Origin of the sequence: Pseudomonas sp. SMV7, from assembly GCF_052041995.1 — a bacterium.
Lineage (GTDB): Bacteria > Pseudomonadota > Gammaproteobacteria > Pseudomonadales > Pseudomonadaceae > Aquipseudomonas.
Genome location: NZ_JBKGGT010000005.1, coordinates 147,552 through 165,631, shown reverse-complemented (window position 1 = coordinate 165,631; position 18,080 = coordinate 147,552). Strand labels below are relative to the sequence as shown.

10 protein-coding genes and 4 tRNA genes are annotated in these 18,080 nt (G+C 64.1%); 7 read left to right on the top strand and 7 right to left on the bottom strand.

Going from position 1 to position 18,080, the window contains the following annotated elements:
- Positions 1-44: 44 nt before the first annotated feature.
- Positions 45-3,833, bottom strand: coding sequence for a molybdopterin-dependent oxidoreductase (locus ACLEJP_RS08600; protein WP_440805535.1), 3,789 nt, complete (start codon positions 3,831-3,833; stop codon positions 45-47).
- A 404-nt stretch (positions 3,834-4,237) separates the two neighbouring features.
- Here ACLEJP_RS08600 and ACLEJP_RS08595 point away from each other — a divergent pair, with 404 nt between their 5' ends.
- A complete protein-coding gene (locus ACLEJP_RS08595; RefSeq protein WP_440805532.1) occupies positions 4,238-5,218 on the top strand; it encodes an AraC family transcriptional regulator in 981 nt (326 codons plus the stop codon).
- 82 nt (positions 5,219-5,300) lie between these two features.
- Here the strand turns inward: ACLEJP_RS08595 and ACLEJP_RS08590 are convergent.
- The 4 genes from ACLEJP_RS08590 to ACLEJP_RS08575 all read right to left on the bottom strand — a co-directional run bounded on the left by ACLEJP_RS08590 (position 5,301) and on the right by ACLEJP_RS08575 (position 5,801).
- Positions 5,301-5,377, bottom strand: a tRNA-Asp gene (locus ACLEJP_RS08590).
- Between the two features lie 13 nt (positions 5,378-5,390).
- Positions 5,391-5,466 (bottom strand) — tRNA-Val (locus ACLEJP_RS08585).
- A 169-nt stretch (positions 5,467-5,635) separates the two neighbouring features.
- A tRNA-Asp gene (locus tag ACLEJP_RS08580) sits at positions 5,636-5,712 on the bottom strand.
- 13 nt (positions 5,713-5,725) lie between these two features.
- Positions 5,726-5,801, bottom strand: a tRNA-Val gene (locus tag ACLEJP_RS08575).
- 216 nt (positions 5,802-6,017) lie between these two features.
- Between ACLEJP_RS08575 and rdgC the strand changes: the two genes are divergently transcribed.
- From rdgC to sugE, 3 genes are all read left to right on the top strand, one after another.
- Positions 6,018-6,938: a recombination-associated protein RdgC gene (gene rdgC / locus ACLEJP_RS08570; protein WP_440805530.1), complete on the top strand. Its 921-nt coding sequence runs from the start codon at positions 6,018-6,020 to the stop codon at positions 6,936-6,938.
- A gap of 100 nt (positions 6,939-7,038) precedes the next feature.
- Positions 7,039-8,004 carry a bile acid:sodium symporter family protein gene (locus tag ACLEJP_RS08565; protein ID WP_440805528.1) on the top strand — a complete coding sequence of 322 codons (966 nt, stop codon included), beginning with the start codon at positions 7,039-7,041 and terminating at the stop codon, positions 8,002-8,004.
- Between the two features lie 140 nt (positions 8,005-8,144).
- On the top strand, positions 8,145-8,462 hold the full coding sequence (gene sugE, locus ACLEJP_RS08560; protein WP_085675375.1) for a quaternary ammonium compound efflux SMR transporter SugE: 318 nt from the start codon (positions 8,145-8,147) through the stop codon (positions 8,460-8,462).
- Positions 8,463-8,471: 9 nt separating this feature from the next.
- On the opposite strand, the gene ACLEJP_RS08555 is transcribed toward sugE, so the two are convergent.
- Entirely contained in the window at positions 8,472-10,349 is a 1,878-nt protein-coding gene (locus ACLEJP_RS08555) for an MFS transporter (protein ID WP_440805527.1), read from the bottom strand.
- A 137-nt stretch (positions 10,350-10,486) separates the two neighbouring features.
- On the opposite strand from ACLEJP_RS08555, the gene ACLEJP_RS08550 reads away from it, so the two are divergent.
- On the top strand, positions 10,487-11,665 hold the full coding sequence (locus ACLEJP_RS08550; protein WP_440805524.1) for an MFS transporter: 1,179 nt from the start codon (positions 10,487-10,489) through the stop codon (positions 11,663-11,665).
- A 113-nt stretch (positions 11,666-11,778) separates the two neighbouring features.
- Positions 11,779-15,255 (top strand): hybrid sensor histidine kinase/response regulator, encoded by a 3,477-nt coding sequence (locus ACLEJP_RS08545; protein ID WP_440805523.1) that lies wholly within the window; start codon positions 11,779-11,781, stop codon positions 15,253-15,255.
- On the opposite strand, the gene rmuC is transcribed toward ACLEJP_RS08545, so the two are convergent.
- Positions 15,227-16,600, bottom strand: a complete 1,374-nt coding sequence (gene rmuC, locus ACLEJP_RS08540) for a DNA recombination protein RmuC (RefSeq protein WP_440805720.1) — start codon at positions 16,598-16,600, stop codon at positions 15,227-15,229. The genes ACLEJP_RS08545 and rmuC overlap by 29 nt on opposite strands.
- A gap of 1,115 nt (positions 16,601-17,715) precedes the next feature.
- Here rmuC and ACLEJP_RS08535 point away from each other — a divergent pair.
- Entirely contained in the window at positions 17,716-17,940 is a 225-nt protein-coding gene (locus tag ACLEJP_RS08535; RefSeq protein ID WP_225776701.1) for a hypothetical protein, read from the top strand.
- Positions 17,941-18,080: the final 140 nt, after the last annotated feature.

Here is an 18,080-nt window from a genome sequence, read left to right as displayed (position 1 = left end):
GGCCATGCCCACTCACAGTGCACACCACCCCATCGCGGTGCACTTCAATACACATCCCGCCGATATCGCCTGGCCTTGCCCAGCGCCTCGACATACGCCGCAGCTGCCGTCGCCTCCATGCCTCCATGCTCGGCCACGATCACCTGCAATGCCGCATCCACATCCCTGGCCATGCGCTGCGCATCACCGCACACATAGAAGTAAGCCCCTGCCTGTAACCACTGCCACAGCTCCGCCCCGCGCTCCAGCATGCGCTGCTGCACGTAGATTTTCTGCGCCTGGTCCCGCGAGAAGGCAGTGTCCAGACGCAAGTGGCCTGCGGCCTGCCACGCCTGCAACTGCTCCCGGTAGTAAAAATCGGTGGCCGCGTACTGCTCGCCGAAGAACAGCCAGTTGGCGCCTTTGGCCCCGCGTGCCTCACGCTCCTCGAGAAAGGCGCGGAAGGGTGCAATGCCGGTACCGGGGCCGACCATGATCAGTGGCACGTTGTCGTCCTCGGGCAGCCGGAAGTGCTTCGATACCTGCGGGAAAATCGCCACCTTCAAGGACTGCGCGCGATCGGCGAGGAAGCTTGAGCACACGCCTTTGCGCGCGCCATAGCGCAGCGTGGAAACGGTCAGGTGCACTTGCCCCGGGTGTGCCAGCAGGCTGGAGCTGATCGAGTACAGCCGCGGCTGCAACGGCTTGAGCAGCGCAAGCCAGCTGGCCAGCGACAGTTGCTGGGGGAAGGCGTGCAGCACATCGACCAGTTGCCGGCCCCACAGCCAGTGCTGCAACTCGGCCTTGCATTCGGGCTGCAGCAGGCGCTGCAGGTCCGGGGCATTGGCGGCAAACGCCTGCAGTTGCTGCGGGTTGACCCTGGCGATTTCCAGGTGCGCTTGCAGGGCCTCAACCAGCGGCATGGGCGGCTGGTTTTTCAGCTCGACCCTGGTCTGGCCATCCAGTTGCATCAGCACCAGCAGTTCATCGACCAGCGCCGGGCAGTTGCGCGGCCACACGCCAAGGGCATCACCGGGGGCATAGGTCAAACTGCTACCGCCCAGGTCGAAGACCAGCTGCCGGGTTTCCTTGCCGGCACCCGGCCCGTTCAGCAGGCGGTTCTCCAGCAGGCTGGCAGCCCAGGGTTGATGCTTGCTGCAGACAGCAGCCTCGCGACGCGGCTGCGGCGCAGCGGCACCGCCCAGGGTTGGCAGCAGCGCATCGAGCCAGGCAGTGAAGGCATCGTCGAAATCGGGCTCGCAATCAACCCGCTGCAGCAGGCGTCGCCCACCCAGCTCGGCCAGGCGCTGGTCGAGCTTGCGGCCAAAACCGCAGAACTGGGCGTAGCTGGAATCGCCCAGCGCCAGCACGGCATAGGGCAGTGCGGCACAATGGGCGCCCTCCGCACCTTGCAAGGCACGCCAGAATGCCGCTGCACCATCCGGCGCATCGCCATCGCCGAAGGTACTGGCAATCAGCACCACGCTGGCGGCGCCCTGCAGTTGATGCGGGCTGACCGCGTCCATGCAATCGAGCTGCACAGCGAGGCCAGCATCCCGCAGGCGCTCGGCACAGCGCTCGGCCAGACGCTCGCCGTTACCGGTCTGCGAGGCCCACAGCACCTGGTGCCGTGGGGCGGCGAGCGCCCTGCGGGCTGGTTGCGCAATGGCGCTGGTCAGTTCAAGGGCCTCAATGCGTTCACCGGCGACCCGCTCGATGGCCACGGCACACTGCTTGAACGCCGGTTGCAACGACAGCGGGTCGACCGCATCGCAGGTGACGGCATTGAGCGCCAGTTGCGGGCCGGCCAGGTCGTTCCAGTGGAAAGGCGCAAAGCAGTTGCCCGGCAGCACCCGGTCGCTGATGCGTGCGGGCAGCACGGCCTGCCCCCGGCGCGAGCGGATGGCCACCTGGTCTTTTTCCGCGATACCCAGCCGCGCGGCATCTTCGGGGTGGAGTTCGACGAAGGGGCCTGGCGCCAGCTTGTTCAGTGCCGGCACCTTGCCGGTCTTGGTCAGGGTGTGCCACTGGTGCTGCACACGGCCGGTATTCAGCAGCATGGGGTAATCAGTATCCGGCAGCTCGGCCGCCGGCAGCCAGGGCCGGGCGAAGAAGCGCGCCTTGCCGCTACTGGTGGCGAAGGCCAATGCCGGGCGCTCGCCGCGGGCATCGTGCAGCAGCGCCTGGCTGCTGCCATCGTTGTGGTAACGCAGCGGGCTGCGCGGGTTGTCGCGCCCTGGCGGGCAAGGCCACTGGCGCGGTTGCTGGCGCAGGTCGGCATAACCGATGCCACGCAGGTCGTAGCCGGTGGCGGGGTTGTGAAAGCGGCGAATCTCCTCGTACACCGCTTCGGCATCGGGGTAGTCGAAGGCATCGGCGTAGCCCAGGGCGCAGGCGACCCGGGCAATGATCTGCCAATCCGCCAGGCTCTGCCCGGGCGGCGCGACGGCGCGCGGCATCAGGGTCAGGTTGCGTTCACTGTTGACCATCACGCCCTCGCCTTCGGCCCACAGCGCGGCAGGCAGGAGAATGTCGGCGTAGCGATTGGTTTCAGTGTCGAGAAAGGCATCCTGGGCGATCACCAGCTCGGCCTGGCGCAGGCCATCCAGCACTTGCTGGCGATTGGCGACGCTGGCCACCGGGTTGCTGCAGATGATCCAGCAGGCTTTGACTTGACCCGCTTTCATCTGCTGGAACAGGGCAATGGTGCCCTCGCCTTCTTCTGCCCGCAGGCTGCCAGGCGGCAGGCCCCACTGCCGTTCGACGAAGGCGCGGTCCGCCGCCACCAGCGCCGAGCGCTGGCCCGGCAGACCGGCCCCCATGTAGCCCATCTCGCGGCCACCCATGGCATTGGGCTGGCCAGTCAGCGAGAACGGCCCGCTGCCGGGACGGCAGATGGCACCGGTGGCCAGGTGCAGGTTGCACAGCGCATTACTGTGCCAGGTGCCGTGGATACTCTGGTTCAGGCCCATGGTCCAGCAACTCATCCAGTTGCTGGCGGTGCCGATCCATTCGGCGGCCTTGATCAGGTCGGCCTCGGCCAGGCCGGTGATGGCGGCCACACATTCGGGCGTGTAATCGTCAAGAAAAGCCGGTAGTTCGTCCCAGCCCTCGGTATGACGGTTGATGAAGCCGGCGTTGGTATGACCGTTACGTTGCACCAAATGCAGCAGCCCGTTGAGCAAGGCCATGTCGGTACCAGGGCGCACCTGCAGGAACAGGTCGGCCTTGTCGGCGGTGGCACTGCGCCGCGGGTCGACGACGATCAGCTTGGCCCCCGCCTTGAGCCGGTCGAGCAGGCGCAGGAACAGGATCGGGTGGCAGTCGGCCATGTTGGCGCCGATCAGCAGGAACACATCAGCGTGGTCGAAGTCCTGATAGCTGCCGGGCGGGCCATCGGCACCGAGCGAGAGCTTGTAGCCACTGCTGGCGCTGGCCATGCACAGGCGCGAGTTGGACTCGATGTGACGGGTGCGAATGAAGCCCTTGGCCAGCTTGTTGGCCAGGTACTGGGCTTCCAGCGACATCTGCCCGGACACGTACAGCGCCACGGCGTCGGCGCCGTGCTGGTCGATGATGCAGCGCAGGCGTGCGGCGGCATCGGCAATGGCCTGGTCGATACCGGTGCGCGCCGGCTGCTGGCTGCGCTGCTGGCGTACGTAGGCGTCTGCCATGCGTCCGGGGGCACCCAGCGGCAGGTGCGCGGTGAGGCCTTTGGTGCACAGGCGGCCGAAGTTGCTGGGATGCTGCTTGTCGCCGCTGATCTTGCTGACCTTGCCATCGACGACGCTCATGACGATGCCGCAACCGACGCCGCAATAGGGGCAGACGCTGCGCACTTCGCTGTTGGCCATGGGGCGGGCTCCTGTGGGAACGCAAAAAGGCGCCGGCTGCCCGGCTTGCTTGGCAAGCGGGGCAACACGGCGCCTTTGTCGTGAAAGGATGCGGGCTGTCGACGTTGATAGCCCTCGATGGCGATAAGAGAGCAATTTGTGGGCCAGCTGTACCGGCCCTGCGCGGGCAAGCCGGCTCCCACAACGATTTCACAAGGTCTGAAGGCGGCACTGCACTGCGCGCACGGGCTCGACCGCGAACAAGCCGGCCCAGGTAGCGCACCATGCGATGGCACACGCGGGCATCCTGGCGCCACGCTGGGGCACATTTGCGACTCATGACGGCTGGAGCACTAGCGTTCCCGCAGGTGGAAGAGGTTTACTCAGCGCTCCCCGACGAGCCACTGCCTTGATCCGAGAGCTTGATGACCACCGAACCTACCGCTCAGGCATCACGCGCTGAATACACACGGCGCATGAATCGCGTACTCAACTACATCGATGCTCACCTGGAGCAACCTCTGGATGGCGCAGCATTGGCCGACATCGCCAATTTTTCGCGCTTTCATTTTCATCGGATCTTCGCTGCCTGGATGGGCGAGACCCTGGGCAACTACATCCGGCGCCGACGCCTGGAAAAAGCAGCACTGCGTCTTTCCGTCAGCCGCCACGCGACAGTGCTGGAGACCGCCCTGGCGACCGGCTTCAATTCGGCCGAGGCATTCGCACGGGCCTTCAAGCTCAGGTTTGGCTGTACGCCATCGGACTGGCGGGCCGCTGCTCCGCAGCGAGCGGCAGCACTGGTTGAAGCCATCCACCAGCGCCCCGCTGATGGAGAAAGCAATCCTGATCAGGTCTTGAGCAATGTGGATCAGGCACACGAACGCGCATTCGCTGATGCTGGCGTCTCCTGTCCATCGGCAAAGGATCCCGCCATGAATGTACGTATCACCGACTTGCCCGCAACGCGCGTTGCCTACCAGCGTCTGATCGGCCCCTATGGCCCCGCCATTGGCGAATTCTGGCGCAACAAGATGACGCCATGGATGTACTCGCACGGCTTCAGCGACGGCATTTGCTACGGTATCGGTCATGACGACCCGTCCATCACGCCCGCCGCCAAGTGCCGTTATGACGCTTGTGTCGAGGTGCCTGCCGATTTTGTCACCAGCGCTCAGGCAGACATCCAGACCCTGCCGGGAGGGCGCTATGCGCTGTTTGGCTTCAAAGGCAGGGTGGAGAACATTGCTGAGGCCTGGACGCGGCTGCTTCGCGAGTGGATGCCGTCCAACGGCCTGCAATGTGACGAGCGGCCGTGTTTTGAAAGGTTTCACGCCGCAACGGCCTTCAACCCGCAAACGGGGGAGTTCAGCTGCGACATCTGTATTCCGGTAAAGGCACTGTAGTCGTCGCAGAAACAAAAAAAGCGACCCTAGGGTCGCTTTCTCTGTGACTTCCGGGTGTTCAGTAGGCCCTGGAAGTGAAATATGGCGCAGCGGACGGGACTCGAACCCGCGACCCCCGGCGTGACAGGCCGGTATTCTAACCGACTGAACTACCGCTGCGCTAAACATCGAGTGGTGGGTGATGACGGGATCGAACCGCCGACCCTCTGCTTGTAAGGCAGATGCTCTCCCGGCTGAGCTAATCACCCATGTGTCTCGGTGTGGCGCGCATTCTACGGACGACTTCGCAAGCTGGCAAGCATTTCTCGAAGTTTTTGCAAATTCCGCGAAACACCAAAAAGCAGACACAAAAAAAGCGACCCTAAGGTCGCTTTCTCTGTTGCTTCCGGGTGTTCAGTGGGCCCTGGAAGCTGAATATGGCGCAGCGGACGGGACTCGAACCCGCGACCCCCGGCGTGACAGGCCGGTATTCTAACCGACTGAACTACCGCTGCGCTAAACATCGAGTGGTGGGTGATGACGGGATCGAACCGCCGACCCTCTGCTTGTAAGGCAGATGCTCTCCCGGCTGAGCTAATCACCCTTCGTCTCGGTGTGGCGCGCATTCTACGGACGGCCTGCTGCCCTGGCAAGCGTTTTTTCAACTTTTTCCAAAAAAAATTCCAGATCTTTCAAAGACCTAGCGCTGCCGGGCGTTTTCCTGGCATCCAGATGGCTGCTGGCCCTCTGACAGGGTTGGCCTCGGAGCACTGCTCGGAGAATAATGCCCGCCTTATGCATTAAGGAGAGATTGCCCCTCATGTGGTTCAAGAACCTGCTGACCTACCGCCTGACCCAGGAAGTCCCGTTCGAGCCTGAAGCGCTGGAAGCGGCCCTGGCCAGCAAGCCGGCCCGCCCCTGCGCCAGCCAGGAGCTGACCACCTATGGTTTCGTCGCGCCCTTCGGCAAGGGCGAAGACGCTCCCCTGGTGCACGTCAGCGGCGAGTACCTGCTGATTGCCGCGCGCAAGGAAGAACGCATCCTGCCCAGCAGCGTGGTCAACGACGCGGTCAAGGAAAAGGTCGAAGAGATCGAGACCGAGCAGATGCGCAAGGTCTATAAAAAGGAACGCGACCAGATCAAGGACGAGATCATCCAGGCCTTCCTGCCGCGCGCGTTCATCCGCCGCTCGATGATCTTCGCTGCCATCGCCCCGCGCCTTGGGGTGATCCTGGTCAACTCGGCCAGCGCCAAGCGTGCCGAAGACCTGCTTTCCACCTTGCGCGAAGTGATGGGCTCGCTGCCGGTGCGCCCGGCGACGGTGAAGATCGCGCCAACCGCCACCCTGACCGACTGGGTCAAGTCGCAGCAGGCCGCCGAAGGCTTCTACGTGCTGGACGAATGCGAACTGCGCGACACCGCCGAAGACGGTGGCATCGTGCGCTGCAAGCGCCAGGACCTGACCAGCGAGGAAATCCAGCTGCACCTGAGCACCGGCAAGGTGGTCACCCAGCTGGCCCTGGCCTGGCAGGACAAGCTGTCGTTCGTGCTGGACGACAAGATGGTGATCAAGCGCGTGAAATTCGAGGAGCTGCTGCAAGAGCAGGCCGAACAGGATGGCGGCGATGAAGCTGCGCAACAGTTCGACGCCAGCTTCCAGCTGATGATGATGACCTTTGCCGAGTTCCTGCCGGCGCTGTTCGAGGCGCTGGGTGGCGAGGAGATTCCGCAAGGGGTCTGACAGCCATGGAATGCCGGTGCTGGCATGGGAGATATTCTCGGACAGCGCCGGCGATCGGGCCCTTGATAATGACCCCGCCACAAGAAAAAGGACTTGCCCCATGCCTGCCCTCGCCGCCCTCAGCCGCTTTGTCGGCAACACCTTCGCCCTGTGGGTGCTGCTGTTCGCCGTGTTGGCCTTCCTGCAACCGCAATGGTTCATCGCCCTGAAGGTAGCCATCGTGCCGCTGCTGGGCCTGGTGATGTTCGGCATGGGCCTTACCCTCAAGCTCGACGACTTCGCCGCCCTCGCCCGCCAGCCGTGGCGGGTGATGCTGGGCGTGGTTGCGCACTTCGTGATCATGCCGGGCATGGCCTGGCTGCTCTGCCAGTTGTTCCAGCTGCCAGCGGAAATCGCCGTGGGCGTGATCCTGGTCGGCTGTTGCCCGAGCGGCACGGCATCGAACGTGATGGTCTGGCTGTCGCGCGGCGACCTGGCGCTGGCGGTGGCGATCGCCGCCGTGACCACCTTGCTCGCCCCGCTGCTGACCCCGGCGCTGATCTGGTTCCTCGCCTCGGCCTGGCTGCCGGTGTCCTTCATGGACATGTTCTGGTCGATCCTGCAGCTGGTGATGCTGCCGATCGTGCTTGGCGTATTGGCCCAGCGCCTGCTCGGCAGCAAGGTGCAGGCGGCGGTACAGGTGCTGCCGCTGGTGTCGGTGGTCAGCATCGTGATGATCGTCTGCGCAGTGGTGGCGGCCAGCCAGGCGAAAATCGCCGAGTCAGGGCTGCTGATCATGGCCGTGGTCGTGTTGCACAACAGCTTCGGCTATCTGCTCGGCTACCTGACCGGCAAGTTGTGCAAGCTGCCGCTGGCCCAACGCAAGTCGCTGGCGCTGGAGGTGGGCATGCAGAACTCTGGGCTGGGCGCGGCCCTGGCAGCGGCGCATTTCTCGCCGCTGGCGGCGGTGCCGAGTGCGCTGTTCAGCGTCTGGCACAATATTTCCGGGGCGTTACTGTCAACCTGGTTCCGGCGCTTGGGGGAACCTGTGGCAGAAGCTGCAGACGGGGAGCCGGCCAGCCATTGATGCTGCCCGCCAGGAGGCGGTACAGGCTTGCCCGGAGCGCTGCAAGTGTGCACCATGGGTTCACGGTGAGGACGACCTCACGACGCAGCGCGTGACCATTCCGGGGACGGCCCCATCATTTGCCACGATGGAGACGCACCATGTCCTGGATCATCCTGTTCTTCGCCGGCCTGTTCGAGGTCGGTTGGGCCGTCGGCCTGAAATACACCGACGGCTTCAGCAAGCCGCTGCCCACCGCACTGACCGTCGCCGCCATGGCCATCAGCCTGGGCCTGCTGGGCCTGGCCATGAAAGAGCTGCCGCTGGGCACCGCCTATGCCATCTGGACCGGGGTCGGCGCCGTTGGCACGGTGATCGCCGGCATCATTCTGTTCGGCGAATCCATGGCCCTGGTGCGCCTGGTCAGCGTGGCGCTGATCGTTACCGGCCTGGTCGGCCTGAAGGTCAGCGCCAGCTGACGTTTGCCCCTAGCGCAGGTCGCCGCGCAGGCGGCTGACCTGCTCACGCAGTGCTTCCGGCTGCGCGGCCTCCACCGGGATGGCGGCGCCTGCCACGATGGTTACCCGTGACCACAGGCGCTTGAAAAAGCCCTTGGCCGGGTCACGGCTGAAGAAACTGCCCCACAGCCCCTGCAAGGCCAGCGGAATCACCGGCACCGGGGTTTCCGCGAGGATGCGGTTGACGCCGCCCTTGAACACATCGATTTCACCATCCCCGGTCAGCTTGCCTTCCGGAAAGATGCACACCAGCTCGCCATCGGCCAGGTATTCGGCAATCCGGGTGAAAGCGCGCTCGTAGGTGGCCAGGTCTTCATTGCGCCCGGCAATCGGAATCGCACCCGCCGTGCGGAACACGAAATTGAGCACCGGCAGGTTGTAGATCTTGTAATACATGACAAAGCGGATCGGCCGGCGGATCGCCCCACCGAGCAGCAGCGCGTCGACGAACGACACGTGGTTGCACACCAGCAATGCCGCACCCTGATCGGGAATGCGCTCGAGGTCGCGGTGCTGCACGCGGTACATCGAATGGCTGAGCAGCCAGATCAGGAAGCGCATGGTGAACTCGGGCACGATCCTGAAGATATACACGTTCACCGCGATATTGAGCAGCGACACCACCAGGAACAGCTGCGGGATAGTCAGCTTGGCCAGGCCCAGCAGGACAATGGTGAGCAGCGCCGATACCACCATGAACAAGGCATTGAGAATATTGTTGGCGGCGATCACCCGGGCGCGCTGGTCTTCAGCCGTGCGTGCCTGGATCAGCGCATACAGTGGCACGATATAGAAGCCACCGAACACGCCAAGGCCGACGATCGACAGCAGGATCCACCAGGCCTGGCCCATGCCCAGCAGCGCCAGCCAGTCGTGCGGGGCGGCGGCAGCCGGCACATCGCCGGAGTGCCACCACCACAGCAGGCCGAACAGGCTCAGGCCGAAGGAGCCGAACGGCACCAGGCCGATTTCCACCTTGCGCCCGCTCAGCCGTTCGCACAGCAGCGAGCCCAGGGCGATACCGACCGAGAACAGGGTCAATACCAGGGTCACCACCGTACCGTCACCGTGCAGCCAGTCCTTAGCATAGGCCGGGATCTGCGTGAGGTAGATGGCCCCGACGAACCAGAACCACGAGTTGCCGACGATCGAACGCGACACCGCTGGCGGCTGGCCCAGGCCCATGCGCAGGATCGCCCAGGACTGCCTGAAGATATTCCAGTCCAGTGGCATGTGCGGCGACGCGGCGGCGGCGCGCGGGATCCAGCGACTGGCCAGGTAGCCCAGCAGCGCCGTGCCGACCACGCCGCCAGCGACCACCGTGGCATAGCTGTCGGCCGACATCATCACCCCGGCGCCGATAGTGCCGGCGAGGATGGCCAGGAAGGTGCCGGTTTCCACCAGCCCGTTGCCGCCGACCAGTTCTTCTTCGCGTAGCGCCTGCGGCAGGATGGAGTACTTCACCGGGCCGAACAGCGCCGAATGCGTGCCCATGCCGAACAGTGCCACCAGCATCAGCGCCAGGTGGTTGGTGACGAAGCCGAGCGCGCCGACTGCCATGATCGCGATCTCGGCCAGCTTGATCGCCCGGATCAACGCATCCTTGGCGAACTTCTCGCCAAACTGCCCGCCCAGCGCCGAGAACAGGAAGAACGGCAGGATGAACAGCAAGGCGCACAGGTTGACCCAGATCGAACGGTCACCGTCGCCCAGGCTGAGCTTGAACAGGATCGCCAGGATCAGCGACTGCTTGAACAGGTTGTCGTTGAACGCACCCAGCGACTGGGTGATGAAAAACGGCAGGAAACGCCGCTTGCCGAGCAAGGTGAATTGCGAGGAATGACTCATCGTCCTTGGTCCTGGGGGCTTTTAGCATTGGAGGCGCGCCGGGCGCGACAAGCCACAAATCTGCATGGTAAATGCGCGACCTGGCAAGCGCTGGCTTATGCTGGTGCCTGGCAACTCAAGACAACAAGGACGTGGCAATGCTCGCCGCCATCAAACGCTACCCACACACCGTTCGCCTGCTGCTGCTCACCACCTTCACGCTCACTGTCGCCCGCGCCCTTACCCTGCCCTACCTGGTGGTGTATCTGGCCGACAACTTCCAGCTGCCAATCAGCCAGATCGGCCTGCTGATCGGCGGTGCGCTGATTGTCGCCTCGCTGTTGAGCCTCTATGGCGGCCACCTGGTCGATACCTGGCGCAACCACACGCTGGTCAGCGCTTGCACGCTGCTGTTCGCGCTGGCATTCGTAGGTGCCGTTGCCAGCCGCGCAGCGATGCCGTTCTTCATCTGCCTGGTGCTGATCAACCTGGCCCTGGCAGTGGTCGACATCGCCGCCAAGGCGGGCTTCTGCGCGTTGCTGCCAGTGGAAGAACGGGCCGAGGTGTTCGCCATCAAGTACACCCTCAGCAACGTCGGCTATGCCGCCGGGCCGTTGCTGGGCGTGGCCATGCTGGAGCTGGACGGCCACCTGCCGTTCATCGCCTCTGCCCTGCTTGGGCTGGCCATGAGCCTGGCCTACTGGCGCCTTGGCGACCGCAGCCTGCGCGCCAGCGCGCCGAGCAAGCCCGCTGCCGGCTTTGGCCAGGTGGCGCTGGGGTTGGCCGCTGACCGTCGGCTGGTGTGCTTCACCCTCGGCGGGGTGCTGAGCGCGGTGGTGTTCGGCCAGTTCACCGCCTACCTGTCGCAGTACCTGGTGGTGACCAGCAGCCCGAGCGAGGCAGCGCGCCTGGTCGGCTACCTGGTGACCACCAACGCGGTGACGGTAATTGCCTTGCAGTACCTGATCGGCCGACGTATCAGCCGCCAGCGCCTGATGCCCTGGCTGCTGGCCGGAATGGGCCTGTTCATCGCCGGGCTGCTGGGCTTTGCCCTGGCCGGGTCGACGCTGCTGTGGTGCCTGGCAATGCTGGTATTCACCCTGGGCGAAATCATCGTCATCCCCGCCGAGTACATGTTCATCGACCTGATTGCACCGGAACACTTGCGCGGGGTGTATTACGGTGCGCAGAACCTGTCCAACCTGGGTGCGGCGCTGGGGCCGGTGATGGTGGGGTTTGCCCTGGCGCATCTGTGGCCGGAGGCGATCTTCTACCTGCTGGTGTTGTCGGTGATACTGGCAGGGGTGTTCTATCGGCTGGGTACCCACACAGGTTGAAATGCACCCTGCGACCACCTGCCACTGCGACCATGGTCTGCGCTGACGAAGCGACACCTGCGTGCCAGACTGATTGATCGGGACCGCGTTATCTTTTTTGCTTCGGAGTCTTCATGTCGTTGTCCAGCGGGCTGATCGCCGTGGTCGCCCTGGCCTATATGGCCATCATGTTCGCCATCGCCTTCTACGGCGACCGCCGCAGCACGCCGTTGCCGCCGAAGCTGCGCGCCTGGGTCTACAGCCTGTCGCTGGCGGTGTACTGCACCAGCTGGACCTTCTTCGGCGCGGTCGGCCAGGCCGCCGAACAGCTCTGGGCGTTCCTGCCGATCTACCTGGGCCCGGTGCTGCTGCTGATCTTCGCACCATGGGTGCTGCAGAAGATGGTGCTGATCAGCAAGCAGCAGAACATCACCTCGATCGCCGACTTCATCGCCGCACGCTACGGCAAGTCGCAGACCCTGGCAGTCGTGGTGGCATTGATCTGCCTGGTCGGGGTGCTGCCCTACATCGCCTTGCAACTGAAGGGCATCGTGCTCGGTGTCAACCTGCTGATCGGCGCCAGTGCCGACGCCACCGGCACGCGGGTGCAGGACACCGCGCTGGTGGTGTCGCTGGTGCTGGCACTGTTCGCCATCGTTTTCGGCACCCGCAGCCTGGACGTGACCGAACACCACCGTGGCATGGTCCTGGCAATCGCCTTCGAATCGCTGATCAAGCTGCTGGCCTTCCTGGCCGTGGGCATCTTCGTCGTCTTCAACCTGTATGACGGCTTCGACGACCTGTTCAGCCAGGCGCGCCAGTCGGTCCACTTGCAGGACTACTGGCAAGAGACCATCAACTGGCCGTCGATGGTGGTGCAGACCGCCGTGGCGATGATGGCAATCATCTGCCTGCCACGGCAGTTCCACGTCACCGTGGTGGAGAACATCGAACCCCAGGACATGCGCCTGGCGCGCTGGGTGTTCCCGATGTACCTGGCGCTGGCCGCGCTGTTCGTGGTGCCCATCGCCCTGGCCGGGCAGATGCTGCTGCCGGGCACGGTGATTTCCGACTCGTTCGTCATCAGCCTGCCACTGGCCGAGGCTCACCCGAGCCTGGCCCTGCTGGCGTTCATCGGCGGCGCCTCGGCGGCTACCGGCATGGTCATCGTCGAGGCCGTGGCGCTGTCGACCATGGTTTCCAACGACATGCTGCTGCCCTGGCTGCTGCGCCGGACCAACGCCGAGCGACCGTTCGAGGCGTTCCGCCACTGGATGCTGTCGGTACGCCGGGTGACCATCGTGGTGATCCTGCTGCTGGCCTACGTCAGCTACCGCCTGCTCGGCTCCACCGCCAGCCTGGCGACCATCGGCCAGATCGCCTTCGCCGCCGTGACCCAGCTGACCCCGGCCATGCTCGGCGCACTGTACTGGAAGCAGGCCAACCGCCGCGGCGTGTTCGCCGGCCTGGCGGCGGGCATCTTCCTCTGGTTCTACACCCTGGTGCTGCCGATTGCCGCGCACAGTGTTGGCTGGTCGCTGCAATTGTTTCCGGGGCTGGCGTGGCTGCACGGCAACCCGTTGCACCTGCCGATCAGCCCGCTGACCCAAGGCGTGGTGCTGTCGCTGGCGGGCAACTTCACCCTGTTCGCTTGGGTCTCGGTGCTGTCGCGCACGCGGGTTTCCGAGCATTGGCAGGCCGGCCGCTTCATCGGCCAGCAGACCAGTGCCCGCCCCAGCAGCAAACCGCTGCTGGCGGTGCAGATCGATGACCTGCTGACCCTGGCCTCGCGCTTTGTCGGCGAAGAGCGCGCGCGGCAAAGCTTCATCCGCTTCGCCTACCGCCAGGGCAAGGGCTTCAACCCTAACCAGAACGCCGACGGTGACTGGATCGAACACACCGAACGCCTGCTGGCCGGGGTGCTCGGCACCTCATCAACCCGCGCCGTGGTCAAGGCCGCCATCGAAGGCCGCGACATGCAGCTGGAAGACGTGGTGCGCATCGCCGACGAAGCCAGCGAGGTGCTGCAGTTCAACCGCGCCCTGCTGCAAGGCGCCATCGAGAACATCAACCAGGGCATCAGCGTGGTAGACCAGAACCTGCACCTGGTGGCCTGGAACCGTCGCTACCTGGAGCTGTTCAACTACCCCGACGGCTTGATCAGCGTCGGCCGGCCGATTGCCGATATCATCCGCTACAACGCCGAACGCGGCCTGTGCGGCCCGGGCGAAGCGCAAGTGCACGTGGCGCGCCGGCTGCACTGGATGCGCCAGGGCCGTGCGCATTCCTCGGAGCGTTTGTTCCCCAACGGCCGGGTGATCGAGCTGATCGGCAACCCGATGCCTGGCGGCGGTTTCGTCATGAGCTTCACCGACATCACACCGTTCCGCGAGGCCGAGCAGGCCCTGCGTGACGCCAACGAAAGCCTGGAACAACGGGTTGCCGAACGCACCCACGAACTGTCGCAACTGAACCAGGCATTGTCCGAAGCCAAGAGCCATGCCGAAGCCGTGAGCCAGTCGAAGACCCGCTTCCTGGCCGCGGTCAGCCATGACCTGATGCAACCGCTGAACGCGGCGCGGCTGTTCTCCGCGGCCCTGTCGCAGCAGGCCGAAGGCATGAATGAAGAGGCCCGACAGCTGGTGCAGCATATGGACAGCTCGCTGCGCTCGGCGGAAGAGCTGATCAGCGACCTGCTGGACATCTCGCGCCTGGAAAACGGCAAGATCACCCCGGACCCCAAGCCCTTCGCCCTCAACGAACTGTTCGACACCCTGGGCGCCGAGTTCAAGCTGCTGGCCGCCGAAAAAGGCCTGGAATTCCGCCTGCGCGGCAGTCGCCTGCGGGTGGAGAGCGACATGAAGCTGCTGCGCCGGGTGCTGCAGAATTTCCTGACCAACGCCCTGCGCTATGGCAAGAGCCCGATCCTGCTGGGGGTACGACGCCAGGGCGAGCGGCTGTGGCTGGAAGTGTGGGACCGTGGCCCAGGTATCGCTGACGACAAGTTGCAGGTGATCTTCCAGGAGTTCAAGCGCCTGGACAGCCACCAGACCCGAGCCGAGAAAGGCCTGGGCCTTGGCCTGGCGATCGCCGACGGGCTGTGCCGGGTGCTGGGCCACACGCTGGAAGTACGCTCGTGGCCGGGCCAGGGTACGGTGTTCCGCGTCAGCGTACCGATTGCCCGTCAGGCCGCGCCGGCGGCCAGCGCCCCGGTGGAACAGGCCGGTCAGCCATTGGCAGGGCTGCAGGTGCTGTGCGTGGACAACGAAGACAGCATCCTGATCGGCATGAACAGCCTGCTCAGCCGCTGGGGCTGCCAGGTGTGGACCGCGCGCAACCAGGCCGAATGCGAGGCCCTGCTGGCCAAGGGCATGCGCCCGCACCTGGCGCTGGTGGACTACCACCTGGACGACGGCGAGACCGGCATCGGACTGATGGGCTGGCTACGCGCGCGCCTGGGCGAGCCAGTGCCGGGCGTGGTGATCAGCGCCGACGGCAGCAAGGAAACCCTCGCCATGGTGCATGCTTCGGGCCTGGACTACCTGGCCAAGCCGGTCAAGCCGGCGGCCCTGCGCGCCATGCTCAATCGCCATCTGAGCCTGGTTCAGTAAGCACTTCCTCGGGCATCGCTTCGTCGGACAGCGCCCGCTCCAGCAAGTCGGCCGGCAGGCTCTTGCTGGCGCGGGCACCCAGCAACTTCAGCTGTTCGCTGCGGCTGACCAGGTTGCCGCGCCCTTCGCACAGTTTGTTGCGCGCGGCGGCATAGGCCTTGTCCACCTGCTGCAGGCGGCTACCCAGCTCGTCCAGGTCCTGAATGAACAACACGAACTTGTCGTACAGCCAGCCGGCGCGTTCGGCAATTTCGCGGGCGTTCTGGCCTTGGCGTTCCTGCTTCCACAGGCTGTCGATCACCCGCAGGGTGGCGAGCAAGGTGGTCGGGCTGACGATCACGATATGCCGGTCGAAGGCTTCCTGGAACAGGTTCGGCTCGGCCTGCAAGGCCGCCGAGAAGGCCGCCTCGATCGGCACGAACAGCAACACGAAATCCAGGCTGTGCAGGCCTTCGAGGCGCTTGTAATCCTTGCTCGACAGGCCTTTGACGTGGCTGCGCAGCGACTGCACATGCTGTTTGAGCGCAGCGTCGTCATTGCCGGCCACGTACTGCTGGTAGGCCGTGAGGCTGACCTTGGCATCCACCACCACCTGCTTGTCGCCGGGCAGCATGATCAGCACATCGGGCTGGAAGCGCTCGCCATCGGCGCTCTTCAGGCTGACCTGGGTCTGGTATTCGCGGCCCTTTTCCAGGCCGGCATGCTCCAGCACCCGCTCGAGAATGAGCTCACCCCAGTTGCCCTGGGTCTTCTGGCCCTTCAGCGCCTGGGTCAGGTTGGTGGCTTCATCGGACAGGCGCATGTTCAGCTGCTGCAGGCGCTCCAGCTCCTTGCCCAGCGAGAAGCGTTCGCGGGCTTCCTGCTGGTAGCTTTCCTCCACGCGTTTTTCGAAAGCCTGGATACGCTCCTTGAGTGGGTCGAGCAACTGGCCCAGGTGCTGCTGGCTGGTCTGGGCGAAGCGCTGCTCGCGCTCGTCGAAGATTTTGGTGGCCATGTCGGCGAACTGGGCACGCAAGGTGTCGCGTGCTTCCTGCAAGTCTTCCAGGCGCTGCTGGTGGCTTTCCTGCTGTTCGCGCAATTCGGCGTCCAGGCGCGCCGTCTGGGCCTCCAGACGGCGCAGTTCGGCTTCGCGGCTGGCGCGCTCGAGGCTCCACGCGTGGGCAGCATCGCGGGCGTTGTCGCGGTCGATCTGGAGCAATTCCAGCTCGCGACGCTGAGCGGCCAGCTGGGCCTGCTTGACCGAGTTGGCTTCACTCAGGTCGCTGATCTCGTCGCGGCTGGCTTCCAGCTGCGCCTGCAGGCCAGCCTGGGCCAACCGGGCGGCGCCGAGGCGTTCCTCGAGCAAGGCCTGCTCGGCCTGCCGCGCCGCCTGGCGGCGCTGTAGCTGCATGATCCACCCCAGACAGGGCAACGCCCCCGCCACCAAGCCCAGCAGAATGCTGGCCAGATCCACTGCCATGCTTACCCCGAATGATCCTGGATGATTGTCGCGCAGCTTATCAGCAAACGCTGAAGGCGCGGATTGTGGAGCAGCAGAGGGTCGCAGCGCCCTTTGCTGCGTCCCGGTGGGGCATTTTTTGCCAGACTGCAAAAAGTTTTCAGCGATCTTTTCTTGACGTTTTCAAGTGAATGGATCGAGGGCCCATTGGAGCCTGTCGATTGTCGAACAGTTCATTACGTTGCTGGCACGCCCGTCCTAGAGCAAGCGCTTCGGACAATCCACAGTTCCTGTGGATAACTCGGTGGACAACCCCCTCCCACACCCCGCAAACCCCCGTGAATCGTGGCTTTCGGTCAAACTGACGATTTTTTCACCAGCTGAAAATAGTGTTTTTTTTCATTGACTTAACCGCCCAGTCAAGGCATTGGCGAGTGCGTCGCAGCCTGTTGCCAAGTTGTTACAAGCGCGGCCTCGAGTGTGAACAAGTTCACCCTGGAACCCTCATTTGAGTGCTGTGTTACGGGACATCATGTCGGTTTCGGCTTATCTGTCCCCCTTCCCAGCACGGTAATTAAGCGCCATACTGCGCGGCTACCCTGAAGAAACCTATGGTGCTTGCCAAACGCATGTATTTCCGGTATGGTGCGCCTCGTTAGTACCAAGCTGAAAGTCAATTCTGGCCTCAAGCGTCCTTGCAGACCCACACCGCCCAAGTGTGACCTGCTGAAACCTGGACCGGCCCATTCGATGATTCACTCGCCAGCCCTGCGCTGCCCAAGCACGAATCACGTGACAGATTGATCAGGATCCCACCCCGACGGCCTAGAACCTTGGCCCCGGTGTGCTGCCTGCCCTCTGAAGTACCTACCAGTCAGCCCAAGCGCCCACCTTTTGATTGCGCCCCCTCTGGCTGCCCTGTTCCAGTCAGGTTCGTTCGTCCCTTAATAAAGGCGTCACTGGAACGTTTCTATCATGCACGGATCATAATCCCCGTGTTTAAAGCAGGAACCTCCAACAATATGCAAACTCATCATCAGATTCAGGCTGCCATTGGCACCCTTTCCCAGGCCTTCTCGCCGCTGAAGTGCCTGATCGTTGCCCCACGCAAGGGCAGCTTCAGCTTTACCTTGGTGGACGAACACGGCGTCGCCTGCCACACCGAGCGCCTGTACCCCGAGCAGTACAGCCGCAGTGAACCGCTGCAAGCGGTGATCGACCGCACGCGTCAGTCGCTCACCGCGTGAACGATGAATACGGCGGTATTCAAGCGCTGAATCATCCCATCGCAAGCCTGCCTGAACGATGCCGGCGTAATTGCCATAAGGCATATGGCCCGGTACGTCAGGCAGCAATCGATTTAAAAACAGCCTTTTACACGACCATT